This window comes from Luteibacter sp. SVR4-7G, from assembly GCF_056755555.1.
This window is the reverse complement of sequence record NZ_JBPGXO010000014.1, coordinates 37,445-60,993: the sequence shown is the minus strand read 5'-3', so window position 1 is coordinate 60,993 and position 23,549 is coordinate 37,445. Positions and strand designations below refer to the sequence as shown.

At 66.2% G+C, this 23,549-nt stretch carries 21 protein-coding genes and 2 tRNA genes; 16 read left to right on the top strand and 7 right to left on the bottom strand.

Features of this window, described 5'->3' with window-relative positions; all coding sequences use genetic code 11:
* Nucleotides 1–51 precede the first annotated feature (51 nt).
* Complete coding sequence (locus tag ACR9ZH_RS07540) at nt 52–696, top strand: glutathione S-transferase N-terminal domain-containing protein (protein WP_481290134.1); 645 nt, start codon at nt 52–54, stop codon at nt 694–696.
* A 79-nt stretch (nt 697–775) separates the two neighbouring features.
* Nucleotides 776–1,210, top strand: a complete 435-nt coding sequence (locus tag ACR9ZH_RS07535) for a ClpXP protease specificity-enhancing factor (RefSeq protein ID WP_481290164.1) — start codon at nt 776–778, stop codon at nt 1,208–1,210.
* A 277-nt stretch (nt 1,211–1,487) separates the two neighbouring features.
* Here the strand turns inward: ACR9ZH_RS07535 and ACR9ZH_RS07530 are convergent, their stop codons facing one another.
* The 4 genes from ACR9ZH_RS07530 to ACR9ZH_RS07515 form a co-directional block, all read right to left on the bottom strand.
* The gene (locus ACR9ZH_RS07530) at nt 1,488–1,883 is read right to left on the bottom strand and encodes a DUF3301 domain-containing protein (protein WP_481290133.1); all 396 of its coding nucleotides are present in this window, start codon (nt 1,881–1,883) and stop codon (nt 1,488–1,490) included.
* A gap of 175 nt (nt 1,884–2,058) precedes the next feature.
* Nucleotides 2,059–2,925 (bottom strand): carboxylating nicotinate-nucleotide diphosphorylase, encoded by an 867-nt coding sequence (nadC, locus tag ACR9ZH_RS07525; RefSeq protein ID WP_481290132.1) that lies wholly within the window; start codon nt 2,923–2,925, stop codon nt 2,059–2,061.
* A 156-nt stretch (nt 2,926–3,081) separates the two neighbouring features.
* Nucleotides 3,082–5,340, bottom strand: a complete 2,259-nt coding sequence (locus tag ACR9ZH_RS07520; RefSeq protein ID WP_481290131.1) for a DUF1631 domain-containing protein — start codon at nt 5,338–5,340, stop codon at nt 3,082–3,084.
* A 77-nt stretch (nt 5,341–5,417) separates the two neighbouring features.
* Entirely contained in the window at nt 5,418–5,708 is a 291-nt protein-coding gene (locus tag ACR9ZH_RS07515) for a Trm112 family protein (RefSeq protein ID WP_481290130.1), read from the bottom strand.
* Between the two features lie 73 nt (nt 5,709–5,781).
* Between ACR9ZH_RS07515 and purE the strand changes: the two genes are divergently transcribed.
* Complete coding sequence (purE, locus tag ACR9ZH_RS07510) at nt 5,782–6,297, top strand: 5-(carboxyamino)imidazole ribonucleotide mutase (protein WP_481290129.1); 516 nt, start codon at nt 5,782–5,784, stop codon at nt 6,295–6,297.
* A gap of 50 nt (nt 6,298–6,347) precedes the next feature.
* Nucleotides 6,348–7,448 (top strand): 5-(carboxyamino)imidazole ribonucleotide synthase, encoded by a 1,101-nt coding sequence (locus tag ACR9ZH_RS07505; protein WP_481290163.1) that lies wholly within the window; start codon nt 6,348–6,350, stop codon nt 7,446–7,448.
* A 163-nt stretch (nt 7,449–7,611) separates the two neighbouring features.
* Here ACR9ZH_RS07505 and ACR9ZH_RS07500 read toward each other — a convergent pair whose 3' ends face one another.
* Nucleotides 7,612–8,193, bottom strand: coding sequence for a Fe-Mn family superoxide dismutase (locus tag ACR9ZH_RS07500; RefSeq protein WP_481290128.1), 582 nt, complete (start codon nt 8,191–8,193; stop codon nt 7,612–7,614).
* Nucleotides 8,194–8,271: 78 nt separating this feature from the next.
* Between ACR9ZH_RS07500 and grxD the strand changes: the two genes are divergently transcribed.
* The 9 genes from grxD (at nt 8,272) to ACR9ZH_RS07455 (ending at nt 19,985) form a co-directional block, all read left to right on the top strand.
* On the top strand, nt 8,272–8,595 hold the full coding sequence (gene grxD / locus ACR9ZH_RS07495; protein WP_481290127.1) for a Grx4 family monothiol glutaredoxin: 324 nt from the start codon (nt 8,272–8,274) through the stop codon (nt 8,593–8,595).
* The gene (locus ACR9ZH_RS07490) at nt 8,592–9,359 is read left to right on the top strand and encodes an SDR family NAD(P)-dependent oxidoreductase (protein ID WP_481290126.1); all 768 of its coding nucleotides are present in this window, start codon (nt 8,592–8,594) and stop codon (nt 9,357–9,359) included. The genes grxD and ACR9ZH_RS07490 overlap by 4 nt, the downstream gene beginning before the upstream one ends.
* A gap of 12 nt (nt 9,360–9,371) precedes the next feature.
* Nucleotides 9,372–9,980: a YhgN family NAAT transporter gene (locus tag ACR9ZH_RS07485; RefSeq protein ID WP_481290125.1), complete on the top strand. Its 609-nt coding sequence runs from the start codon at nt 9,372–9,374 to the stop codon at nt 9,978–9,980.
* Between the two features lie 95 nt (nt 9,981–10,075).
* Nucleotides 10,076–11,782 carry a bifunctional ornithine lipid synthase OlsF gene (olsF, locus tag ACR9ZH_RS07480; RefSeq protein ID WP_481290124.1) on the top strand — a complete coding sequence of 569 codons (1,707 nt, stop codon included), beginning with the start codon at nt 10,076–10,078 and terminating at the stop codon, nt 11,780–11,782.
* A 390-nt stretch (nt 11,783–12,172) separates the two neighbouring features.
* The gene (locus ACR9ZH_RS07475; RefSeq protein ID WP_481290123.1) at nt 12,173–15,523 is read left to right on the top strand and encodes a TonB-dependent receptor; all 3,351 of its coding nucleotides are present in this window, start codon (nt 12,173–12,175) and stop codon (nt 15,521–15,523) included.
* 287 nt (nt 15,524–15,810) lie between these two features.
* Nucleotides 15,811–17,208 (top strand): nucleotide 5'-monophosphate nucleosidase PpnN, encoded by a 1,398-nt coding sequence (ppnN, locus tag ACR9ZH_RS07470; protein WP_481290122.1) that lies wholly within the window; start codon nt 15,811–15,813, stop codon nt 17,206–17,208.
* Nucleotides 17,209–17,349: 141 nt separating this feature from the next.
* Complete coding sequence (locus tag ACR9ZH_RS07465; RefSeq protein WP_167022543.1) at nt 17,350–17,505, top strand: DUF3309 family protein; 156 nt, start codon at nt 17,350–17,352, stop codon at nt 17,503–17,505.
* Between the two features lie 218 nt (nt 17,506–17,723).
* Nucleotides 17,724–18,329 (top strand): DNA-3-methyladenine glycosylase, encoded by a 606-nt coding sequence (locus ACR9ZH_RS07460; RefSeq protein WP_481290121.1) that lies wholly within the window; start codon nt 17,724–17,726, stop codon nt 18,327–18,329.
* 78 nt (nt 18,330–18,407) lie between these two features.
* Complete coding sequence (locus ACR9ZH_RS07455; protein ID WP_481290120.1) at nt 18,408–19,985, top strand: ATP-binding protein; 1,578 nt, start codon at nt 18,408–18,410, stop codon at nt 19,983–19,985.
* Nucleotides 19,986–20,044: 59 nt separating this feature from the next.
* On the opposite strand, the gene ACR9ZH_RS07450 is transcribed toward ACR9ZH_RS07455, so the two are convergent.
* Together ACR9ZH_RS07450 and ACR9ZH_RS07445 are read right to left on the bottom strand one after the other, a co-directional pair.
* Nucleotides 20,045–20,121 (bottom strand) — tRNA-Asn (locus tag ACR9ZH_RS07450).
* Nucleotides 20,122–20,168: 47 nt separating this feature from the next.
* Entirely contained in the window at nt 20,169–20,702 is a 534-nt protein-coding gene (locus ACR9ZH_RS07445) for a GspH/FimT family pseudopilin (RefSeq protein WP_481290119.1), read from the bottom strand.
* 134 nt (nt 20,703–20,836) lie between these two features.
* Here ACR9ZH_RS07445 and uvrB point away from each other — a divergent pair, with 134 nt between their 5' ends.
* From uvrB to ACR9ZH_RS07430, 3 genes are all read left to right on the top strand, one after another.
* Complete coding sequence (gene uvrB / locus ACR9ZH_RS07440; protein ID WP_481290118.1) at nt 20,837–22,861, top strand: excinuclease ABC subunit UvrB; 2,025 nt, start codon at nt 20,837–20,839, stop codon at nt 22,859–22,861.
* Between the two features lie 56 nt (nt 22,862–22,917).
* Nucleotides 22,918–22,992 (top strand) — tRNA-Val (locus ACR9ZH_RS07435).
* 112 nt (nt 22,993–23,104) lie between these two features.
* On the top strand, nt 23,105–23,524 hold the full coding sequence (locus tag ACR9ZH_RS07430; protein ID WP_481290162.1) for a CopD family protein: 420 nt from the start codon (nt 23,105–23,107) through the stop codon (nt 23,522–23,524).
* Nucleotides 23,525–23,549: the final 25 nt, after the last annotated feature.

Genomic DNA, 23,549 nt, shown 5'->3' with positions numbered 1-23,549 from the left:
GCCCGGCGCCGTCCCGCCATCGTTGAGGCAGCAGGGAGGGAGATCGTAAGCATGGTCCAGAACGCACGCTCGCGCTCGGCACTGACGCTTTACACCAGCGCCGATGACATCCACTGCCATCGCACGCGCCTGGTACTGGCCGCCAAGGGCGTTGCCTACGACCGGATCATCCTCAAGGCCGACCAGCCGACCCCAGACCTGCTCGAACTCAACCCGTACGGCACGCTCCCGACCCTGGTCGACCGCGACCTGACCCTCTACGACCCGGCCGTGGTCGTCGAATACCTCGACGAGCGCTACCCGCACCCGCCCCTGATGCCGATCGACCCGCTGTCCCGGGCCCGGCTACGCCTGGCCACCTGGCGGATCGAGAACGACTGGCTGCCCGAGATCGAAGCCATCGGGGAGGGCGGCAAGGCCGCCGACATGGCGCGCAAGCGCCTGCGCGAACACCTGCTACTGTCGGTGCCCCTGTTCAGGGCCTCGCGGTTTTTCCTGAACCCTGAGATGAGCCTGATCGACTGCCTGGTCGCCCCCGTGGTCTGGCGCCTGCCGCACCTGGGCGTGGACCTGGGCAAGGATGGCAAGCCCATCGTCGATTATGGGGAACGCCTGTTCCACAGCCAGGGCTTCGCCCGCAGCCTGACGCCGGAAGAGCGCGATATGCGCCCGGATTTCAATTTCGCTCCCGGTTAGCTCCCGGGCGTTCCTATCCCTTAAACTCTCCTCTGGCGTTGCCCGAGGATTACCCATGGATACGAACGAAGGCGCGGGCATGACCTCCAATCGGCCCTACCTGCTCCGGGCCATCTACGACTGGATCAGCGATAACGGCCTCACGCCCTACGTGCTGGTGGACGCCACCCAACCGGGTGTCCGCGTGCCGGCCCACGTGGTGAAGAACGGCCAGGTCGTGCTGAACCTCGCCATGCGCGCCGTGGCCAACCTGGACCTCGGCAACGACCGGATCGCCTTCCAGGCGCGTTTTTCCGGTGTCAGCCAGTCCATCGTGATTCCGGTGCAGGCCGTGCTGGCGCTGTATGCCCAGGAGAACGGCCAGGGCATGATGTTCCCGGCCGACGAGAACGAGGCCGCGGCCGCGAATACCGCCGAAGCCTCCGACGAAGCGAGCGAACAGGACCAGCCCACCGGCGGCGGCGACGACGACCGCCCGAAACGCGGCGCTCCCCACCTCCGCGTAGTGAAGTAGGAGCGCGCAGCCCGGTGTAGGAGCGCGCAGCGCGCGCGACAGCTTTTCGCGAAGAGCGGCAGGATCTGTGAACCTGAGCAGCGCTTCGGGGCGTCAGGCTCAGGGCATGGCCACGAGCCCTGAAGAGGTAGCGCCTGGAAGGGCGTCGAGGGCAGGAGTGTGGAGCTCAGGTCCTGGTTCATGCCATGAGGCATCGAGCACAAGGCAAGAGCCTCGGGACCTGTAGCTCATGGCCTCAAAGGCGTCGCGCGCTCCTCGCGCTCCTACGGGGCGCTGCTCAGTGCAGGCGGCGGCGGTCTGCCAGCGATACCACGTTGGTCGTGTGTGCGTAGGCGTCGGTCGCCACGACGGTTTCCAGTTCCGGCGCCCCCGAAAGCGGCAACGAGAAGCTGGCGATGTCGTTTCCCGCCATCCATAGCCGCGCGGCCTGCCGCGACTGGCCATCCTCGCTCACTTCGAAGCCGTAGCAGCGTTCGAGCCGACGCACCCCATCCACGCCCTGCCAGCGGATGGCGCGGAGACCGACGCTCTGGTCGAGCAGCTGGAGTCCATGGCGCTTGCACAGCGCCACGGCGGCGCGCACGGCGATCTCCCGTGCACGGGTCAGGCGATACCAGGTGGCAACGCCAGCGGCGAGGACGAGCAGTCCGATGAGATCGGTGAGGGAGGACATGCGAGAAGTGTGTGGCCGCGCAGCCCTCCCCACAAGCCCCCGATGCAATGCGGATCGCGCTTGCGCGTGCTTCGCGCGCGGATGTAGGAGCGCGCCTGCGCGCGACGCCTTTGAGGCCGTGAGCTGCAGGGCCTGCTGCTCTGTCGCGAAAAGCTGTCGCGCGCAGGGCGCGCTCCTACAGGTCCAGGCGCAGGGACAGGTCGATGGCCCGGACGTGCTTGGTCAAAGCGCCGCTGGAAACGAAATCCACCCCGGTCCCGGCGATGGCGCGGATCGTGTCGATCTCGACATTGCCGGAGACCTCCAGCGGAATGCGTCCCGCCGTGAAAGCCACGGCCTCCACCAGCATCCCCGGGGTGAAGTTGTCGAGCAGCGCACGGTCGGCGCCCGCAGCAATCACTTCCGCCAGTTCGTCCAGCGTTTCCACCTCGACGATGAGGGGCAGGTCCGGGTGGATCGCCCGCGCTGCGCGCACGGCGGCGGGAATGCCACCCGCGGCGATGATGTGGTTCTCCTTGAGCATCATCGCGTCGAACAGGCCGATGCGGTGATTGCTGCCGCCGCCGCAACGCACGGCGTACTTCTGTGCGCGACGCAGGCCGGGAATGGTCTTGCGTGTGTCCAGCACGCGCGTGCGCGTGCCCGCGAGGGCGTCGGCGTAGCGCGCGGTGACGGTCGCCGTCGCCGAAAGCAACTGGAGGAAGTTCAATGCCGAGCGCTCGGCAGTCACCAGGGCGCGCGCCTTGCCGGCGAGACGGCAGATCGGCGTGCCGGGGGCGACACGGTCGCCGTCACGCACGAGCCATTCGATGCGCACGTCCGGATCGAGCTTGCGAAAGCAGGCATCGAACCAGGGTGAACCACAGATCACGGCATCTTCGCGACAGGTGAGTACCGCGGTGGCGGTGGCCTCCGGATCGAGCAGATCGGCCGTCGCATCACCCGGGCCGAGGTCCTCGGCGAAAGCGCGCTCCACATCGGCAAGGATCTCGCCGGCCGGCGGCAGGGCATCGGCAAGGTGACGCGGATCGGGTGGGCTCATCGGGAGCAACATCGGTTGAGGATGCCGCTACCTTAGCGTAGGAGCGCGCCTGCGCGCGACATGTTTTGAGGCCGTGCCTTGAAGCTCGCGCGTGAAGTTGGATACCGGCGCGAAAGGCTGTCGCGCGAAGGGCGCGCTCCTACGCCGGACGGTTGGCTAGCCTTCCGGCTGGCGAAGCTTTTCCACGATGGCGTCCATCGCGCGGTCGAACAGCAGGGTGGAATCGAGCAGGCGTGCCGTTCCGTTGGCGAAGGCCTGGGCAAGGCCGGCCAGACTGTGGTCGGCGACCTTGAGGCCGCGGCGGTTCACGAACAGGTAGCGGCCGCTGATCGGGCTGATCCACGACAGCTTCGCGCGATCGGTGGTGCCGTCGGCGCCGATGAATTCGAGCCACTGGCCCACCTTCAGCTCGCGGGCCTGCGCAAGGTTGCGCTCGTCGAAGGCTTCGTCGAGGAGCGAGTCCACCTCGTCGTCCGGCTCCGGCGCGGCGGCCGGTTCCTCGATGGCCTGGATCGCTTCGGGAAGCGGCATCACGCTGGCGACGATCGTGCCCGAAGCCGTCTCGGGCGCCGCTTCGCCCAGCTGCTGACGATAGAACGCGTGCAACTGGCCGAGGAGCTGTTCGGTATCGGCTTCCTGGAAGGCCACGGCGGCGAGGCCGCGGCGGAGGCCGCGCTCGATGCCGGGCAGCATGGCGCGCAGGTCGCGGCGGCCGTTGAGGTCATGCACCGGTCGCGCGCTGGCGATGAAGTCGTCGATGAAGCGCAGCGAGTCGCGGAACTCGTGCGATTCCTCACCCTGGCGGAGAAGGGTGAGCACAATGTAGTTGGCCCAGGCGCGGGTGAGCACGCCATAGACGAGCGGCGGCAGCGATGCGCCGCCGATGCGGCTGACGATCTCCTGCGCGGCGCGGCGGCGGGCCTGTTCGAGCTTCTCGCGGCCACGGGCGGATTCGGCCACGCGCTGCTCGGCCAGTTCCGCACGCTTGCGGCTGACGTCCAGGAAATCCTGCAGTTCGGCGACGAGCCTGGTGAAGATGCCCATGTCGTCATCGAAGTCGTGCAGCAGGCGCTCCACGATCGACTTCACTTTCTCGAACAGCCGCCCGTCGCGATCGGCTTCGGCCGACCAGCCCTTGGCGGCGTCGGCCAGGGCGTCCAGCAGCTGGCGCGCCGGATGCGACTTGTGCGCGAACACGCGGCGATCGAGCAGCGCGACCTTGAGATACGGAATCTGCAGGCGGGCGAGCATCACCTGCATCTCGGCCGGCAGGTTGTGATCCTCGAGGATGAACTCGAAGAGCATGCCCACCAGGTCGATGGTGTCCTCGTCCATGCCGGAGACATGCGCCGTCTGCTGGCCGCGCAGCTGGCCGATCTGGGCGAGCAGCTGTTCCTTGAGCTGGGCGACGTCGCGGGTGACGTCGGCCTGGGTGGCCAGCGGCGCGGCGTTGCTCGGCAGCACTGCGATCTGGCTCTGCAGCAGGGTCAGCGCACCGAGCAATTCGGTGGGGCTGGGCAACGGGCCCGTGGCCAGCGGCATGCCGCCACCGACGGTCGCCGTCTCGCCCCGCCGCGCCGAGAACAGCGCATGCAGCGACTGCATGAACTCCGCGGCAGCGGCATCCGTCACCGGAGCGGCGACCTGGGCCTGCGGGGTGGCCGGCGACACCGGCCCGATCGGCGCGGGCGCGTCGCTGCGCCGCGTGGGAATCTCATGGCGCAGCTGCGGCAGCACGCCGGCGGCGGCCAGTTCGTTGTTGATGTCGTCGTAGAGCTCGTCGATGCCGGCGAGCACGTAGCGGTCGAACAGCTTGTAGATGATCAGCTTGACCCGGACCTCGACCATCAGCTCGCGCATCGCCTGGCGGAACGCACCGGCGAGCGAGGCGGGGCCGACGGGATTGCTGGCGTCGTCCATCTTGGCCCCGCCGCAGATCACCGACAGGCGCTGGTTCACGGCGAACAGGGCGCGCGCGAGGCGCTGCTCGTTCTTGCCGATCATGCTGGTGATGGCGAGCGATTCTTCCAGCTCGTTCTCGCCGACGAGGCTGAGTTCGATATTGGCGAGAGGACGCGCCTGCGCGTCGGCGTCCGGGGCGCGCGTGCGGCCCGCGGAAAAATCGGCCAGGTCACGCGCGACCTGGCCCAGGAACGTGCGTTCGACGATCGCGCGCTTCTTGCGCACTTCGCGCATGCCGTCGAAGAACTGGGTCTGGGCCGCGTTGTTCTCGGCTTTCTCGGCCAGGTCGAAGAGGGCGTCGTCGATGTTCTCGAACATGTTCGAAGCCAGCGCGTGCAGCCGCTTCGTAGCCAGGCCGCGCACCGTCACCAGCAGCGCGCCCACGCGCTCGCTGCGCGGATCGAGGCGCTGGCTCAGGTCTACGACGTTGGACGGCTCGCTCGCGTTGTTCATCGCGCATCCTGGATGTGTACTGGCCCCCGCCCGAGGCGCCATTGTGCTGGAACGAATGCCTTATAGCGTGACTTGCATCACGGATTCTGGGCGCGACCCGTTTCCGGAGTAAAGCCCGTCAATTGGACGGTACCGATACCAGCCTCGGGGAGCATCACGGGGATGCCGTCCTCGACCCGGTAAATCAGCTTGCCGTCGGTGGTGATCAGACCTTCGGAGACCGTTTCGGCGACCTTCTCACCGGCCACCGTGTCGACCGATCCGGCGCGGATGGCGTTGTTGAGCTGGTCGCGCTCCGCCGCCGAAAGCGGGCGGAGGGGGCGTTTGCTGACCGGGCAGCAAAGAATGTCGAGAAGACGCTTGTCCATGGATAGGGCCGCCGGAGGGGCCACCTTGATGAAAGGAATGCCTTTACAATAGCGACTTTTGGGTGCTCCGGCCATGACTTCCAACGGCGGTAACGAAGCGGACAGGCCACGTATCGGCGTGGTGATGGGCTCGCGTTCGGACTGGGAAACGATGGAGCACGCCTCCGCCACGCTGACCCGCCTGGGCATCGTGCACGAGGTGCGCGTGGTCTCCGCACACCGGACCCCCGATCTCCTTTTCGACTATGCCGCCACGGCCCGCGACCGCGGCATCCAGATCATCGTCGCCGGGGCCGGCGGTGCCGCGCACCTGCCGGGCATGCTCGCCGCAAAGACGCCGCTGCCGGTGTTCGGCGTGCCCGTGCAGTCCAAGGCCCTGAATGGCATGGATTCCCTGCTTTCCATCGCGCAGATGCCGGCCGGTATCCCCGTGGGCACCCTGGCCATCGGCCGTGCCGGTGCGGTCAATGCCGCGCTCCTGGCCGCGTCGGTGCTGGCTCTCCATGACGCCGCCGTGGCGTCGGCCCTCGACGCCTTCCGTGCCGAGCAGACCCGCACCGTCCTGAACGACCCGGATCCCCGCTCGTGAGCCGCAAGCTTCCCACCGTAGGCATCCTCGGCGGCGGCCAGCTGGCCCGCATGCTGGCCCTGGCCGCCGCGCCGCTGGGTATCCGTACCCTCGCCGTCGATCCTTCGCCCGAGGCCTGCGCAGGCCAGGTCACCGGCCTCGTGGTCGCCGACTGGAGCGACGAGGCCGCCCTGGCGGACTTCGCCGGGCAGGTGGATGCGGTCACCTTCGATTTCGAGAACGTGCCGGCCGCCGCGGCCGAGCGCCTGGCCGGCAAGCTGCCGGTCCATCCCAATCCGCGGGCGCTGGCCGTGGCCCAGGACCGGCTGGCCGAAAAGACCCTGTTTCGTGAGGCGGGCCTGGACACGCCGGAATTCGCCGCGGTGGACACCCGCGACGACCTGGTTGCCGCCGTCGGGCGCATCGGCCTGCCGGCAATCCTGAAGACGCGTCGCTTCGGCTACGACGGCAAGGGCCAGTTCCGCCTGAGGTCGCCGGCAGACATCGACGCGGCGTGGGCGGCGCTCGGCGAGGCCGCGGCGAAGCACGGGCTGATCCTCGAGGCCTTCGTTCCCTTCGACCGCGAACTGTCGGTAGTGGCGGTGCGCGGCCGCGACGGGGAATTCCGGACCTGGCCGCTCACCCGCAACTGGCATGTCGACGGGGTGCTGTCGCTGAGTCTCGCCCCGGCGCCCGGCACCTCCGACGAGCTGGCGCAGGCCGCGATCGAACAGGCGAAGGCGATCGCGGAACGGCTCGATTATGTCGGTGTGTTCGCGCTGGAGCTCTTCGTCCGCGGTGGCGAACTGCTGGGCAACGAGATGGCGCCGCGCGTGCACAACTCGGGGCACTGGACTATCGAAGGCGCGCATACCAGCCAGTTCGAGAATCACATCCGCGCGGTGCTCGGCCTGCCGCTGGGCGACACTGGCGTCCGCGGTGCGAGCGCTATGCTCAACTGGATCGGCGAGATGCCCGATCCAAGGCCGGTGCTGTCGATCGCCGACGGCCACTGGCACGACTACGGCAAGGAGGTCCGCCCTGGCCGCAAGGTCGGCCACGCCACGATCTGTGCCAGCGATGCCGGCAGCCTGAGGACGAAGCTGGTGGAAGCAGGGGCCGGGCTGGGCCGCGAAGCACAGGTAGCCCCGGCGATCGAAGCCCTGGGCTGACAACGGAATGTAGGAGCGCGCCTTGCGCGCGACATGTTTTGAGGCCGTGACCTGGAGCTGGCGCGCGAGCTTGTGGACAGGCGCGAAAGATGTCGCGCGCAAGGCGCGCTCCTACAAAAAGGCCGGGTCGTGGGACCCGGCCTTTCATCTGCTGATCCTGGGCTCAGGCGAAGTTCTTCGCCGCGAAGTCCCAGTTGACGACGCCCCAGAAGTTCTCCAGGTACTTCGGACGCGCGTTGCGGTAGTCGATGTAGTAGGCGTGCTCCCACACGTCGGCGGTGAACAGCGGCTTGTCGCTGCCGGTGATCGGGGTGGCCGCGTTGGAGGTGTTCACGATGGCCAGCGAGCCGTCCGGGCGCTGCACCAGCCAGGTCCAGCCCGAGCCGAAGTTGCCGATGGCCTGCTTGTTGAACTCTTCCTTGAACTTGTCGACCGAGCCGAACGCCTTGTCGATCGCATCCTTGAGCGCGCCGGTGGGCTCCGAAGCCTGGGAGGCAGGGCGCATGGAGTTCCAGTAGAACGTGTGGTTCCAGGTCTGCGCGGCATTGTTGAAGATGCCGCCCGAGGAGCTCTTGACGATCTCTTCCAGCTCCTTGCCCTCGAATTCCGTACCCTTGATCAGGTTATTGAGGTTCGTGACGTAGGCCTGGTGGTGCTTGCCGTAGTGGAACTCCAGCGTCTCGGCGGAGATGTGCGGCTCCAGGGCATTCTTTTCGTACGGGAGCGGGGGAAGTTCGATCGCCATTGCGGGACTCCTTAGCGGTGGCTGGGGGATGGGACTGCTACACTATGCAACTACTCGCATTCTAATGAAAACCGAGCTATGGACGTCGTAGACGAGATCAAGGCCATCGTGGGGGCCCATCCGATCGTGCTTTTCATGAAAGGCACGCCGGAATACCCCACCTGTGGCTTCTCCGATCGCGCGGTGAAAGCCCTCCAGGCCGCCGGCGCGACGTTCCATTCCGTGAACGTGCTGGCCGATCCGCGTATCCGCGCGGGGCTGCCGCATTACTCGAACTGGCCCACGTTCCCGCAGCTGTTCCTCCTCGGCGAATTCATCGGCGGCTGCGACATCGTCGAAGACCTGCACGCCGCGGGCGAGCTGAAACGCATGGCGGCGGATGTCGCCGGAGCGGCGTCTTGAGCGGCTTGCCGTCCGCGCGACTGCCGCAAGGGTGGGTTCCCGCGTCCGGTGCCCTCGCCGGACGGGTGGTCATCGTGACCGGTGCGACCGGCGGCCTGGGCGGCGAAACCGCGAAGGCTGCCACGCGTGCCGGTGCCACGGTGGTCATCACCGGCCGCAAGGTGCGCGCGCTGGAAAAGTGCTACGACGAGCTGGTGGGACTCGGCGGCGGCGAGCCGGTGATCCATCCGCTGGACCTGGAAAGCGCCACGCCGAACGACTACGCGGCACTCGCCGAAGGTATCGAAAAGGAGTTCGGCCGCCTGGACGGCATCGTGCACGCGGCCGCGCACTTCAACGAGCTCACGCCCATGGCGATGCACAAGCCGGACGACTGGTTGCGTGCGATGCAGGTGAACGTGTCCGCGCCGTTCGCGCTCACCCAGGCCTGCATGCCCCTGCTGGCCAAGGCCGCGGATAGCGCGGTGGTGTTCGTGCTAGACGACCCGGAGCTCGTCTCGCGCGCGCACTGGGGCGGCTACGGCGTGTCCAAGGCCGCGGTGGAACGCATGGCCGCGGTACTGCACGCCGAGAACGGCCGCGGGGCGCTGCGCGTGCACGCGTTGCTGCCGCCGCCGATGCGCACGGCGTTGCGCCGCGCGGCGTACTACGGCGAGAACACGCTGGAGAAACCGCTGCCCACGGCCTCGGCCGAAGCCGTCGTCTACCTGCTTTCCGGTGCCGGCGCGGATGCGCGGGGCACCGTGCTCGATATCCGCGACTAAGGAGCTGTACCCATGGAAACGCAGATGACCACCCTGTCAGCGGGCATCCTGCTGTTCCTGATCATGGATCCGCTGGGGAACATTCCGCTGTTCCTCGCCCTGCTCAAGGACGTTCCGCCGCAGCGCCGGCGCAAGGTGATGATCCGCGAACTGCTGATCGCCCTGGCCGTGCTCGTGGCCTTCCTGCTCGGCGGACAGTACATCCTCAAGCTGCTGCAGCTGCGCCAGGAATCGGTGAGCATCGCCGGCGGCATCGTGCTGTTCCTCATCGGCATCCGCATGGTCTTTCCACCGGTGGAAGGCGGCGTGTTCGGCAAGCCGGGCGAGGGCGAGCCGTTCATCGTGCCCATGGCCATTCCCGGCGTGGCCGGTCCTTCGGCCATGGCCGCGCTGTTGCTGTTGACCAATTCCCAACCCGGACGCACGGCGGAGTGGGGTATTGCCCTGTTCCTCGCCTGGCTCACCACCGCGGTGATCCTGCTCAGTTCCACCTTCCTGTTCCGCTGGTTGGGCGAAAGCGTGTTGACGGCCATGGAGCGCCTGATGGGCATGTTGCTCATCGCCCTGTCCGTGCAGATGTTTCTGAGCGGCCTTTCCGCATACCTGCATATCGCCGTCTGATCGACATTCGGCACATTGCCGCAAGAACATACGTGGCGGTAGGGTTACTGTCATAATTGCCCGCGAGCATGTGGACGTCTAAGGGAGCCCAAGCCATGCTGAGCATCGATCAGACCCTGCTGGAACGCGTGCCGTGGCTGGCACAGCATCCGCGCCTCCGCAAGCCTATCGTCGGTGTATTGGAAAGCCTCGCCCAGGAAGATCGCTTCAACCGCACGCTGGCCCTGGCCGGTCCGGCGCGAGGTTTCGAGTTCTGCGAAAAGACGCTCGACAACCTTGGCGTCAGCTGCCGCGTCACCGAGCGCGAGCGCGAGAACATTCCTGTCGAGGGACCGCTGATCGTCGTCGCCAACCATCCCCTGGGCATGGTGGACGCGATTGCGCTGGTGCAGTTGATCGGCTCGGTGCGCCGCGACGTCCGTATCCTCGGCAACGACGTGCTCGCCGCCGTGCCGCAGCTCGGCTCGCTGCTGCTCCCGGTGGACGTGTTCGGCAAGGGCGCCACGTCAAGGATGCGCGCCATCTTCCGCTCGATCGAAGCGGGCGAAGTCCTCATCATGTTCCCCGCCGGCGAAGTGTCGCGCGTGCGTCCGAGCGGCGTGCGTGACGGCAAGTGGAACGACGGGTTCGCGCGCATCGCCATGCGCGCGGGCGTGCCGGTCCTCCCGGTGCACATCGCCGCGCGCAACTCGGTGGCCTTCTACGGGCTGTCGATGCTGGCGAAACCGCTGAGCACGGCGATGCTTCCGCGCGAGGCCACCTCGGGCCGCCAGCGCGTGGGTTTCCGCATCGGCAAGCTCGTGGACGCCGAAGAGCTGAAGCAGGCCAGCGGCGGCTCGTCCGAGCAGGCCGCGAAGCTGATGCGCCGGCACGTCTATCGCGTGGCGCGCCAGCGCGGCCTGGTCTTCGGCGGCCAGACGCCGCTGGCGCACCCCGAACCCGTCGAACGCGTCGTCGCGGAACTGGACAAGGCCGAACTCCTGGCCGAGCTGCCGGACGGTAAGAAGATCCTGCTCATGCAGGGGGCTACCGACAGCTACGCCATGCGCGAGATCGGCCGCCTGCGCGAGCTCACCTTCCGCCGGGTGGGCGAGGGCACCGGCAAGCGCCGCGACCTCGACGCCTACGATCCGCTCTACGAGCACCTCGTGCTGTGGGACGCGAAGGCGCTGCGCATCGTCGGTGCGTACCGGTTCGGCCACGGCGGCCGTCTGATCGCCGAGCACGGCATGCGTTCGCTATACACCTCCAGCCTGTTCGACTACTCGCCGGCGCTGGAGTCCCGCCTGGCCCAGGGCCTCGAGCTCGGGCGCAGCTTCATCGCTCCGGCGTACTGGCGCTCGCGCGCCCTCGACCAGCTGTGGCAGGGCATCGGCCTTTACCTGCAGCGCCACCGCGACCTGCGTTACCTGTTCGGCCCGGTCAGCATGTCGGTGAGCATGCCGCGAGAGGCGCGCGAATGGATCGCCGCGGCGCATCAGCACTTCTTCGGCGCGCCGGGGCTGGCCGCCGCCCGCCTGCCGTTCGTGATCCCGGAGGCGACCCTCGAATCCGTACGTCGCGAACTGGAAGGCCTGGACGCGGCCGCGGGCCTCGGGAAGCTCAAGCATCGCCTGGATGCCCTCGGCGTGACCCTGCCGGTGCTCTACCGCCAATACGTGGACCTCGTGGAACCGGAGGGCGTGCAATTCCTCGCCTTCGGCGAGGACCCGGACTTCGCAGGCTGCGTCGACGGTCTGGTGATGCTGGATCTTGCGTCCCTCAAGCCTGCCAAGCGCTCGCGCTACCTCGGCAAGGCCTGAGTCCGTTACTGCGGAGATCGCTTCCCTTCGCGGGAAAGATGGCAGTCCCTTATGGCTGCTGACGGTAGGGTGGCTCTTACAAAGAGCCACCCTAGAGCCGCATACGTCGAAAAAAGTCACGCCCTGACAACCACTTGGCTCGCAAGATGGCTGGAGCAGGAAAAAGTGGTATTTATCGAATCTGCGTGAAAACGTTACAAAATTGTCATACAATGCCGTTAAAGTTGGCTTAACAACTGTCGCCACCGTGTCCCGAAGGGGGCCGGGCATACCGAGACGACACAGCCAGAGATTGGGGTTTCCAAACGAAAGCGCGCGATCCGGCCAGGGGCCGGCAGCTGTTCGTTTGGCCGAAAAATTTTTCGTTGCAAGCCACAGGGTCGACCATTAATGAATAGCCGAGTCCGCGCCAAACTTCTGCCGCTTGCGATCGCATCGCTGCTCGCGGCCCCTGCCTTCGCGCAGGAAACGTCCTCCACCATCAGCGGTCGCGTGGTCGACGCCGGTGGCCAGCCGGTCGCCAATGCCACCGTGGTCATCGTCCATGAGCCCTCGGGCACTTCGAAGACGACGACCACCGACGCGAACGGCCGCTACTCGGCCCAGGGCCTGCGTGTGGGCGGTCCGTTCGACGTCACCGCCACCAAGGACGGCATGCCGTCGGTGCGCCAGGACAACGTTTACCTGCAGCTCGGCAGCGACACGGCGGTGAACCTCACCGCGACCGCCGCCAGCGCCGCCGATGCCACCGCCCTGGGCGGCGTCACCGTCTCGGCCGTCTCGGGTCAGTTCACCTCGGAGAACAAGGGCCTCGGCACTAACATCTCGCAGCGCGAGCTCAAAGCAGCTCCCTCGCCGAGCCGCAACATCGCCGACATTGCACGCCGCGATCCGCGCGTGAACGTCGACCACGGCACGGGCGCCATCTCGGCCAACGGCCAGAACACCCGCCTCAACAACATCAAGGTCGACGGCCTTGGCGTGGGCGACCCGTTCGGCCTGAACTCCACCGGCATGCCGACCGTCGGCTCCCCGGTGTCGCTCGACACGATCGACTCGTTCAACATTTCGACCGCCAACTACGATGTCGCCTCCGACACCGTCGGCGCCGAGATCAACGCGGTCACCAAGTCGGGTACCAACGAGTTCCACGGTTCGGTCTACTACGGCTTCAAGAACGCCAGCAGCATGGTCGGCGACGCCGGCTGGCTGGACCACGATCGCGAGTATCGCGAATTCGACCGTAACTGGACGGCCGGTGCCACCGTCGGCGGCCCGATCATCAAGGACAAGCTGTTCTTCTTCGCCGGTTACGAGAAGGAAGAAGTCACCGGCCTGAGTTCGGGCGCCGTCAACGGCCTCGACCCGTCGCTGGCCAGCTCCACCACCGGCAAGATCTCGCAGGGCGACCTGGACAGCATCATCGCCGGTGCTCGCGGCCTCGGCCTGCAGCCGGGTTCGCTCGGTGCGAACGCCGGCACGCTGACCGACAAGCGCTACATCGCAAAGCTCGACTGGAACATCACCGACGGCCACCGCATGAACCTTGCGTACTCGCGTACCAAGGAAGTGAAGCCCAACCCGCAGGGTAACTTCACCGACGCCGTCGGCCTGTCGAGCTACTGGTACACCGTTAACACCGACATCAAGAACTACACGCTGCAGTCGTTCGACGACTGGACCGACAATTTCTCGTCGGAAACCAAGATCGGCTACAGCGATTACCAGCTGAACCGTTCGGTGCCGTACCAGCAGCCGCAGATCGGCGTGCGCATCAACAACACCAATTTCGGCACGAGCGCCACGGGTCCGACGGTCAACCTCGGCGAAGACCAGTTCAGCCACTACAACTCCGCGTCGGTGAAGACCCTGAACGCGATGTGGGCAGGTACGCTGTACCTCGACGAGCACACCATCAAGGGTGGCTTCGAGTGGGAGCGCAATCGTATCTACAACCTGTTCGGCCGCACGGAATTCGGCGCGTACACCTTCGGCAACAATGGTGTCGTGAACTTCCCGCTTGGCCTGTACAGCAACTACTCGCTGTACCAGCCGGCGCCTGGCTACTCGCTCAACGACATCGCTGCCCAGTGGGAACTGCGTCGCCACACCTTCTTCCTGCAGGACACCTGGCAGCCGACCGATAACCTCTCGGTGCAGTACGGCTTCCGCGTCAACAAGTACCTGACCGACGACAAACCGCTGTACAACGCCACGTTCGAGCAGCGCTTCGGCTTCAGCAACGCGAACACGATCAACGGCACCAAGCTGGTCGAGCCGCGCCTGTCGTTCAACTACACCTTCGACAGCGAGTACAAGACCCAGCTGCGCGGCGGCGTGGGCCTGTTCCAGTCCGATCCGCCGACGGTGTGGATGACGAACCCGTACCAGAACAACGGTATCAACATCGTCACCTATTCGTACGATCGTCAGCCTGATGGTGTTACGTGCAAGTTGGGCAAGCAAACTCTGCCGTGCCCGCCCTTCAGCCCGAATCCGCATGCTCAGCCAACGAGCGGCGCAGGTACGGTTCCGCAGATGGCCGTCGACACCGTCGACAAGAACTTCAATCTGCCGAGCGTATGGAAATCCTCGCTGGCCTTCGATCGTGAGCTGCCGTGGCAGGGCATCGTCGCCAGCATCGAGTGGCAGCACCTCGACGTGCAGGACGGCATCCTGTACCAGAACCTCAACATCGGCGCGCCGACGGGGCTCATGCCGGACGGCCGCTACACCTACGCCGGCTGCATCGGCGGTTCGACGCCGCTGGGCGGTGCGACGGGCGCCAACTGCGCGGGCAACCTCACCGGTTCCAACACCGGTGGTGCGAACGCCCGCTATCGCCAGGACGGTCGCTTTGCCCAGGGCGTGACCTACCTGACCAACACCAGCAAGGGCGGTGCGGACACGGTGACCCTGTCGTTCACCAAGCCGATGGAGAATGGCTGGTCGTGGAGCGTCGCCGCCACCGGCGGGCACTCGACCGAAGTGAACCCGGGCACCTCGAGCCAGGCCACCTCGAACTACTCGAACAGCGCCTGGTACAACCCGAACGAAGATGTGGCTTCCACGGCCAACACCAACATCGCGCGCCGTCTGAACGCGTCGATCACGTGGCAGCACAACTTCTTCGGCGACTACGCCACCACGGTCAGCGCGTTCTACGACGGCCACGACGGCGTGCCGTACAGCTGGATCTTCAGCAATGACGCGAACGGCGACAGCTACTCGAAGGACCTGGCGTACATTCCGACGCGCACCGATGGCACGGTCTTCAACAACTCGAAGGGTGCTCCCGCGAGCCAGCAGCTCGTCAACCAGTTCTTCGACTACATCCAGCACGACGATTACCTGCGCAAGAACCAGGGCAAGGTGGCTCGTCGCAACGGCGCGCAGTCGGCCTGGGTCAACCAGCTCGACCTGAGCATCAGCCAGGAAGTGCCCGGCATCTTCAAGGGCAACAAGGGCGAGATCCGTCTCGACGTCTACAACTTCCTGAACCTGGTGAACAAGGACTGGGGCCAGCAGTCGTACATCGGCTTCCCGTACACGCGTAACCTCGCCGCCTTCGGTGGCGTGGACGCGCAGGGCAACTACATCTACAACCTGCCGACGGATGCCAACGGCAACTACCAGCCGGGCCAGAAGGCCGTCTACGACGCCCCGACGGACAACAGCGCGACCAAGGTGAACCCGGTCTCCCGCTGGTCGGCCATGCTGACCGTGCGCTACACGTTCTAAGCGAAGGATTCGCTATGCGACCCAGGCCGGCACCCGAAAGGGTGCCGGCCTTTTTCTTTGTGTGGGAACAACGGTCTCTGTGGGAAACCGCGTAAGCGGCGATGGGTACTCGGGGCAAGCTGGCCCGCTGCCGCGGGATCGCCGGCATAGCCGGCTCCCACAGGGAGCGCGCCGCCTGGAGGCCGTCAGGCTTGACCCCTGCCGACCACTCGCGTGATCCTAGGCGGTCCGCTCCCACCCCGGGGCGGGGTTCGCCGCTAATTCGCGGTCAGAAGGACGTAATACCCATGAATGCCATCCAGTTCGGGGACCCGGTCAGCGGCAAGACCGTCAGCGCACGCGTCTCGCCGGCCGGCGGCCTCGACATCCTCTCCCGCAACGAGGTTGCGCGCCTGCGCGACGCCAGCGGGTCCGGTCTGCACCAGTTGCTGCGCCGCTGCGCGCTGGCCGTGCTGACTTCCGGCAATCTTTCCGACGACCCGGGCACGATCTTCGAGCAGTATCCCGACTTCGACATCCAGGTGCTGCAGGAAGACCGCGGCATCAAGATCGAACTGAAGAACGCACCCGAGCAGGCTTTCGTCGACGGCCGCATCATCCGCGGCATCAACGAACTGCTCGTGGCCGTGGTGCGCGACATCGTCTATGTATCCACGCAGCTGGAAGCCGGCGCGTTCGACCTCGACGACACCGTGGGCATCACCCACGCCGTCTTCGAGATCCTGCGCAACTCGCGCATCCTGCGCCCGCAGGTGGATCCGAACCTCGTCGTGTGCTGGGGCGGCCATTCCATCTCGCGCGACGAGTACGAGTACACCAAGCGTGTGGGTTACCAGCTTGGCCTGCGCGGCATGGACATCTGCACGGGCTGCGGCCCGGGTGCGATGAAGGGTCCGATGAAGGGCGCGACCATCGCCCATGCCAAGCAGCGCCGCAAGGGCAACCGCTACATCGGCGTGACCGAACCGGGCATCATCGCCGCCGAGTCGCCGAATCCGATCGTGAACAACCTCGTGATCATGCCGGACATCGAGAAGCGCCTCGAGGCCTTCGTCCGTCTCGGCCATGGCATCATCGTGTTCCCGGGCGGCGTGGGTACCGCGGAAGAAATCCTGTACATGCTCGGCATCCTGCTGTTGCCGCAGAACAAGGACATTCCGTTCCCGCTGATCTTCACCGGTCCGCAGAAGTCGGCTGGGTACTTCGAGCAGATCGACCGCTTCCTGCGTCTCGCGCTCGGCGACGATATTGCGCGGCATTACAAGATCATCATCGACGATCCCGCCGCGGTGGCCCATGCGATGGTTTCCGGCATCGACAAGGTGCGCAATCACCGCCTGGACAACAAGGACGCGTTCTTCTTCAACTGGGCGCTCGACATCCCGCTGTCGTTCCAGCAACCGTTCCGTCCCACCCATCAGGCGATGGCGTCGCTGGCGCTGCATCGTGGCCGTCCGCGCCACGAACTTGCCGCCGACCTGCGCCGCGCGTTCTCCGGCATCGTCGCGGGCAACGTGAAGGAGGAGGGCGTCAGGGCCATCGAGCAGTACGGCCCGTTCGTGATCGACGGCGAGGCCGAGATCATGCGTGCGCTGGACAACCTGTTGCAGGCCTTCGTGGAGCAGCATCGCATGAAGCTGCCCGGCGGCACGGCATACGAGCCCTGCTACATCGTTCGTACCTGAGTCAACGGCAGGGGCGGCCTCTTGCCGCCCCTGGCCTTCCGCTTGCTGAACACGGCATCGCGATGGTCTCTCCGCGTCACGCATCCTAGACGGGGTGGCGCGCGAGTATGCGACTCACTGGCCCACTGCCGGAGACCCGCAATGCTTTTCACTATTCTCATCATCGTCCTGATCATCGCCCTCATCGGCGGCCTGCCCACCTGGGGCTATTCCAGCGGTTGGGGCTACGGCCCTAGCGGCGGTATCGGCGTCATCCTCGCCATCGTGCTCATCTGCTGGCTGCTTGGCGTATTCTGATGGACCCACGCAGGGGGCGGCCGCGATCGTGGCTCGCCCCCTGCGGTTTCATGGCGCGGAGTCGCCTGCCGGAGCCTCGCCGACGTGCCAAGACCGTACCGTCCCGTCCCCGATTCCGAGAGGCCGCATCCCGGCACGTCGCCGCCGCCATACGAGCATGAGCCGGTAGAGAGGCCCGGGCCCGATCCGGATACCGATGGCGAGCCGGTGGAGCCCTGATGGCATCGCGTCGACCCCGCTGGCCAGGCGCCGTTCTTCCCCGTTCCTTCTTTCATCGCGACGCCCGCGTCGTCGCCCCTGAGCTGCTCAACAAGGTGCTCGCCTGCGCCGACGGGCGGGCAGGACGCATCGTGGAAGTCGAAGCCTATGTCGGCGCCATCGACCCGGCTGCGCACACCTTTCGCGGCAAGACCAAACGTAACGCCGTGATGTTCGGCCCGCCGGGGCACATGTATGTCTACTTCACCTATGGGATGCACTGGTGCTGCAATACGGTCTGTGGCGATGAAGGCGAAGGATCCGGCGTGCTCATCCGGGCGCTCGAGCCGCTGGCGGGCATAGAGCGCATGCGCGAGGCGCGGCCGAAGGTCCGGCGCGATCGCGAACTCTGCAGCGGCCCGGCCCGCCTGACCCAGGCGCTCGGCATCACCGGTGAGCAGAACGGCATCGACCTGGTGCGGGCGCGTGACGGATACACCGTGCTCGACGACGGCATGCCTCCGCCCGAGAACGTGCCGGGCTCAGCGCGCATCGGCATCAGGGAAGGCACCGACCTCCTGTGGCGCTGGCTCGTGGCGGGCAATCCCCACGTCTCCCGGGCATGAATCCGGGCAGGTGAAGGAACCTTCACGGTTTCGTGAGGCCATCGTGGTTACGGTGCGCGCCGGGGGACTAGGCCATCCATGAACCGTGACGACATCGACGAACTCCGACGCAGCCACGAGCAATTCCGCTTGCTCGTGCAGGGCGTTGCGGACTATGCCATCTACATGCTGGACCCCGAAGGCAACGTCTCCAGTTGGAATTCCGGCGCACAGCGGATCAAGGGCTACAAGCCCGAAGACATCATCGGCTCGCATTACTCGGCGTTTTTTACCCCGGAGGACGTCACCACCCGCGAGCCCTGGAAAAACCTCAAGGCTGCGAAGGAAGCGGGGCGCCTCGAGACCGAAGGTTGGCGCGTTCGCAAGGACGGCACGCGTTTCTGGGCCCACGTCATCCTGGACCGGATCGACGACGACAACGGCGAGTTCATCGGTTTCGCCAAGGTGACGCGCGACGTCACCGAGAAGCGCAACGCGGCCCTGGCCCTGGAACAGGCCCGCAATGCCTTGTTCCAGTCGCAGAAGCTCGAGGCCATCGGCCAGCTTACCGGCGGCGTGGCGCACGACTTCAACAACCTGCTGATGGCCATCCACGGCAATCTCGACCTGCTCACGCAGGTCGAGAGCATGCCGCCGCGCGCCCGCACGCTGGTAGGCAACGCATTGAGCGGCGTGCGGCGCGGCGTGGCGCTGGTACAGCGCATGCTCGCATTCGCGCGCCGGCAGCAGCTGCATCTGGCGCCGGTGAACGTTCCCGATCTCGTCTATGGCATGTCCGACCTCATGCGTACGTCGCTCGGCCCGGGCATCCTCGTCGAGGCGAGTTTCCCCTTGTCTTTGCCGGCGGTGCTCGCGGATGTGAACCAGCTGGAACTCTGTCTGCTGAACCTGGCGGTGAACGCGCGCGATGCGATGCCCGACGGAGGGACGTTGCGGATATCCGGCCAGACCGACGATGTCCGCGCCACCGACGGGCTCGGCCTTTCGCCCGGCGAATACGTGCGGCTTTCCATTTCCGACAATGGTGAGGGCATGGATCCGGTGACCCTCGAGCGCGCCACCGAACCTTTCTTCACGACCAAGGGCGTGGGCAAGGGCACGGGACTGGGGCTGTCGATGGTGCACGGCATCGTGCAGCAGTGCGGCGGCGCTTTGAGGCTCAACAGCTCGCGGCCCGGCGGCACGACGGTGGACCTCTGGCTGCCGCTCGCACAGCCTGCGGTGCTGTCCGTGGAGGTGCCTGCGAAGGGAGCAGTGATGGCATCGGCGATCCGTCGGGAAGCTCCTGTCGAAGCGCCGCTCGAGGCCACGGAAGCGACCTCGGTACTCGTCGTCGACGACGACCCGCTGGTTCTCTCCACCACGGTGGAGATGCTGTGCTTCGAGGGCTATGACGCCGTAGGCGCGTCATCGGGGCAGCAGGCTCTGAAGGTGCTCGGCGAATCGCCCTCGGTCTCGATCCTGATTACCGACCACGCGATGCCGGGCATGACGGGCATGGAACTGGCATCCCGCGTCGCGGAAACCTATCCCGACATCCACGTGGTGCTCGCGAGCGGTTATGCGGAGCTGCCGGAGCACGCCGCGACAGTGCATGCCCGCCTGCAGAAACCTTACGGCCGCGCCGACCTGCTGGCTGCGATTCGCGCGGCGTAGCGCATCAGCGCAAGAACCAAATAAAAAAAGGCCGGCATTGCTGCCGACCTTTCAAAACCTGGCGCCCGAAGTTGGACTCGAACCAACGACCCCCTGATTAACAGTCAAGTGCTCTAACCGGCTGAGCTATTCGGGCGGGGAGCCACGTATTTTGTGGAACTGGGGATGGGCTGTCAAGCTTCCTCAGCGCCTCCGTGAACGCTGCCTGGCGCAGAGCGCCGCGTCGTCCGGTGCCGCTGGCTCGCGTCGGGCCAGTCCTGCGTTTCCGATGATGACAGCCACAGCTGTGGCCGGCCGACCGCGGACGCAGAGGACGATGGTCTGGTTGGTGCCGGGAGAAGTGCCATTGGCGGCAAACCTGATCTCCTCGCGGCCCGGGCGGCGGATGCCAGCGAGTTTCCGATCGAGCTGCGACCCGGCGGCGAGGATGGCGCCCTTGCGCATGTCCCGGACGATCCAGCCCTGGGTCCAGTCGGCCCAGGACGAGCAGGTGCGCCCATCACCGCTCGCGCATGCGAGCGTCTCGTGGCCGCGCCATACCGCGATGGAGCGGGCCTTTCGCAGGGCATCGAGCAGGTCGTCGGCCGCGGCCCTCAGCCGGTGCCGCGCGACCGCTTCGCCCATGGCCGGCGCGGCGAGGCCGCAGACGATGCCAACGATCGCGATGACGACCAGCAGTTCCGACAAGGTGTAGCCGCATGAACGGGAGCTGGGCACGGTTCCGGCCTGCCGTGGGTCTGGGGCCCGCGACCATGCCAGGCTTCGGGGCTGGCGCGCCCCCGGTGCGCTGCATCACGGCGCGTAGGCACTGGCGCTTTAAACTTGACCTCCGAACCAGCATATCGTCAGCCATGACCGATCGCTTCCAGCTCGTCTCCCCCTATAAACCCTCGGGCGACCAGCCCGAGGCCATCGCCCGCCTCACCGAAGGGTTCGAGGCCGGCCTGGCTGCCCAGACCCTCCTGGGCGTGACCGGTTCGGGCAAGACCTTCACGATCGCCAACGTGGTCGAGAAGATCCAGAAGCCGACCATCGTGCTCGCGCCCAACAAGACCCTGGCGGCGCAGCTGTACGGCGAATTCAAGGAATTCTTCCCGCACAACGCCGTGGAGTATTTCGTCAGCTACTACGATTATTACCAGCCGGAAGCCTATGTGGTCGCTTCGGACACCTTCATCGAGAAGGATTCGAGCATCAACGACCATATCGAGCAGATGCGTCTGGCCGCGACCAAGGCGCTGCTGTCGCGTCGCGACGCGCTGATCGTCGCGACGGTGTCCGCGATCTACGGCCTTGGCGACCCGGAGGACTACATGAGCCTCCGCCTGATTCTCTCGCGTGGCGAGCATATCGAACAGCGCGCGCTCATCCGTCAGCTCACCGAACTCCAGTACGTGCGCAACGAGATGGAATTGCGCCGCGGCACTTACCGCGTACGCGGCGAGGTCGTGGACGTGTTCCCGGCGGAATCAGAGTCCGAGGCCCTGCGCATCGAGTTGTTCGACGGCGACGTGGAAAACCTCTCGCTGTTCGACCCGCTGACCGGCGAAGTATTGCGCAAGGTGCCGCGTTACACGGTGTATCCGAAGACGCACTACGCCAGCACCCGGCAGAGCGTGCTGAACGCCATGGAGACGATCAAGATCGAGCTCTCCGAGCGCCTGGAGCAGCTCTATCGCGACAATAAACTGGTGGAAGCGCAGCGCCTCGAGCAGCGCACGCGTTTCGACCTGGAAATGATGGCCGAGGTGGGTTTCTGCCAGGGCATCGAGAACTATTCGCGGCACATGACCCGGCGTGGTCCAGGCGAGCCGCCGCCGACGCTGTTCGACTACCTGCCGCCGGACGCGCTCATGGTGGTCGACGAATCGCACGTGACCGTGCCGCAGCTTGGCGCCATGTACAAGGGCGATCGCTCGCGCAAGGAAACGCTGGTGGAATTCGGTTTCCGCCTGCCGTCGGCGATGGACAACCGGCCACTGCGTTTCGAGGAATGGGAGCGCCGCGCGCCGCGTGCGATCTATGTGTCGGCGACGCCTGCGAAGTATGAGCTGGAGCGTTCGGACGGCAACGTGGTGGAACTCGTGGTGCGTCCCACCGGCCTCATCGATCCCGAGGTGGAGGTGCGTCCGGTGCGCACCCAGGTGGACGACCTGCTGGGCGAGATCCACAAGCGCGTCGCCATGGGCGATCGCGTGCTGGTGACCACGCTGACCAAGCGCATGGCGGAGAACCTCACCGACTACCTCTCCGAGCACGACGTGAGGGTGCGGTACCTTCATGCCGACATCGACACCGTGGAGCGCACGGAGATCATCCGCGATCTCCGTCTCGGCGAGTTCGACGTGCTGGTGGGCATCAACCTCCTGCGCGAGGGCCTGGACATGCCGGAAGTGTCGCTGGTGGCGATACTCGACGCCGACAAGGAAGGCTTCCTCCGATCCACCCGCTCGCTGATCCAGACCATCGGCCGCGCGGCGCGCAACGTCCGCGGCAAGGCCATCCTGTATGCGGACGAGATCACCGGCTCGATGAAAGAAGCGATGGACGAGACCGCCCGTCGCCGCGAGAAGCAGAAGGAGTACAACGCCGCCCAAGGCATCACCCCGACGACGGTAGTCCGGCGCATCGCGGACATCATGGAGGGCGCGCGCGCCGACGTGGGCTCGCGCGGCGGCAAGGGCAAGAAGGGCAGGGAGGCCAGGAAGGTGGCGGAGGAAGTGCCCGATTACGGCGCCCTCAGCCCGGAGCAGGTGGGCTCGACCATCAAGAAGCTCGAGGCCCGCATGTACAAGCACGCCCAGAACCTGGAGTTCGAGGAGGCCGGGAAACTCCGCGACGAGATCCACCGCCTGCGCGAACGGGCCCTCCGCTAGGACGGCCCCGACCCCTTGCAGAGCCCGGCAGGGGCCGGTAAACTGCGCAGCTCTTCGGGCGGTTAGCTCAGCGGTAGAGCACTACCTTGACATGGTAGGGGTCACAAGTTCGATCCTTGTACCGCCCACCACTTCCTCTCATGGAGTGGCACGAAGACCGCAGGAAAGGAGCCGATGGCTCCTTTTTTTGTGCCCGTCGCAGCGTGGGCTAAACTCGACGCTTCCCCTGACGGAGCGCTGCCGGTGGCCTACCTGCTGACCAAGTCCCTGCACATCGTGTTCGTCATCGCCTGGATGGCGACGGTGTTCTACCTGCCGCGTATCCTCGTGAACATCGCCGAGGCCGGCAACGAGCCGGCGGTGAAGGCGCGCCTGGAACTGATGGGCCGCCGGCTCTACAAGTTCGGCCACAACATGTTCGGCATCGCTCTCCTGTTCGGCCTCGTGCTCTGGCTGTACTTCCACGTGAGCGGCGGTTGGCTGCACGCCAAGCTGGCGCTCGTGGTGCTGATGCTGGCTTATTTCATCTGGACCGGGCGCCTACTGAAGCGGAGCATCGCGGGCGGCACGCTGCCTTCCACGAAGACGTTGCGCATCCTCAACGAGTTGCCGGTGCTGGTGCTGATCGCCATCATCTTCCTGGTCGTGGCGAAACCCTTCTGAAGTCTCACCCGGGGAGACGCGGATC

Coding starts and splice junctions, on each gene's coding strand:
- ACR9ZH_RS07475 (WP_481290123.1), top strand. CDS start 12,173: ATGAATAGCCGAGTCCGCGCCAAACTTCTGCCGCTTGCGATCGCATCG.
- olsF (WP_481290124.1), top strand. CDS start 10,076: ATGCTGAGCATCGATCAGACCCTGCTGGAACGCGTGCCGTGGCTGGCA.
- ACR9ZH_RS07455 (WP_481290120.1), top strand. CDS start 18,408: ATGAACCGTGACGACATCGACGAACTCCGACGCAGCCACGAGCAATTC.
- nadC (WP_481290132.1), bottom strand. CDS start 2,925: ATGAGCCCACCCGATCCGCGTCACCTTGCCGATGCCCTGCCGCCGGCC.
- uvrB (WP_481290118.1), top strand. CDS start 20,837: ATGACCGATCGCTTCCAGCTCGTCTCCCCCTATAAACCCTCGGGCGAC.
- ACR9ZH_RS07485 (WP_481290125.1), top strand. CDS start 9,372: ATGGAAACGCAGATGACCACCCTGTCAGCGGGCATCCTGCTGTTCCTG.
- ppnN (WP_481290122.1), top strand. CDS start 15,811: ATGAATGCCATCCAGTTCGGGGACCCGGTCAGCGGCAAGACCGTCAGC.
- ACR9ZH_RS07460 (WP_481290121.1), top strand. CDS start 17,724: ATGGCATCGCGTCGACCCCGCTGGCCAGGCGCCGTTCTTCCCCGTTCC.
- ACR9ZH_RS07500 (WP_481290128.1), bottom strand. CDS start 8,193: ATGGCGATCGAACTTCCCCCGCTCCCGTACGAAAAGAATGCCCTGGAG.
- ACR9ZH_RS07530 (WP_481290133.1), bottom strand. CDS start 1,883: ATGTCCTCCCTCACCGATCTCATCGGACTGCTCGTCCTCGCCGCTGGC.
- ACR9ZH_RS07540 (WP_481290134.1), top strand. CDS start 52: ATGGTCCAGAACGCACGCTCGCGCTCGGCACTGACGCTTTACACCAGC.
- ACR9ZH_RS07535 (WP_481290164.1), top strand. CDS start 776: ATGACCTCCAATCGGCCCTACCTGCTCCGGGCCATCTACGACTGGATC.
- ACR9ZH_RS07465 (WP_167022543.1), top strand. CDS start 17,350: ATGCTTTTCACTATTCTCATCATCGTCCTGATCATCGCCCTCATCGGC.
- ACR9ZH_RS07505 (WP_481290163.1), top strand. CDS start 6,348: ATGCTGGCCCTGGCCGCCGCGCCGCTGGGTATCCGTACCCTCGCCGTC.
- purE (WP_481290129.1), top strand. CDS start 5,782: ATGACTTCCAACGGCGGTAACGAAGCGGACAGGCCACGTATCGGCGTG.
- ACR9ZH_RS07520 (WP_481290131.1), bottom strand. CDS start 5,340: ATGAACAACGCGAGCGAGCCGTCCAACGTCGTAGACCTGAGCCAGCGC.
- grxD (WP_481290127.1), top strand. CDS start 8,272: ATGGACGTCGTAGACGAGATCAAGGCCATCGTGGGGGCCCATCCGATC.
- ACR9ZH_RS07515 (WP_481290130.1), bottom strand. CDS start 5,708: ATGGACAAGCGTCTTCTCGACATTCTTTGCTGCCCGGTCAGCAAACGC.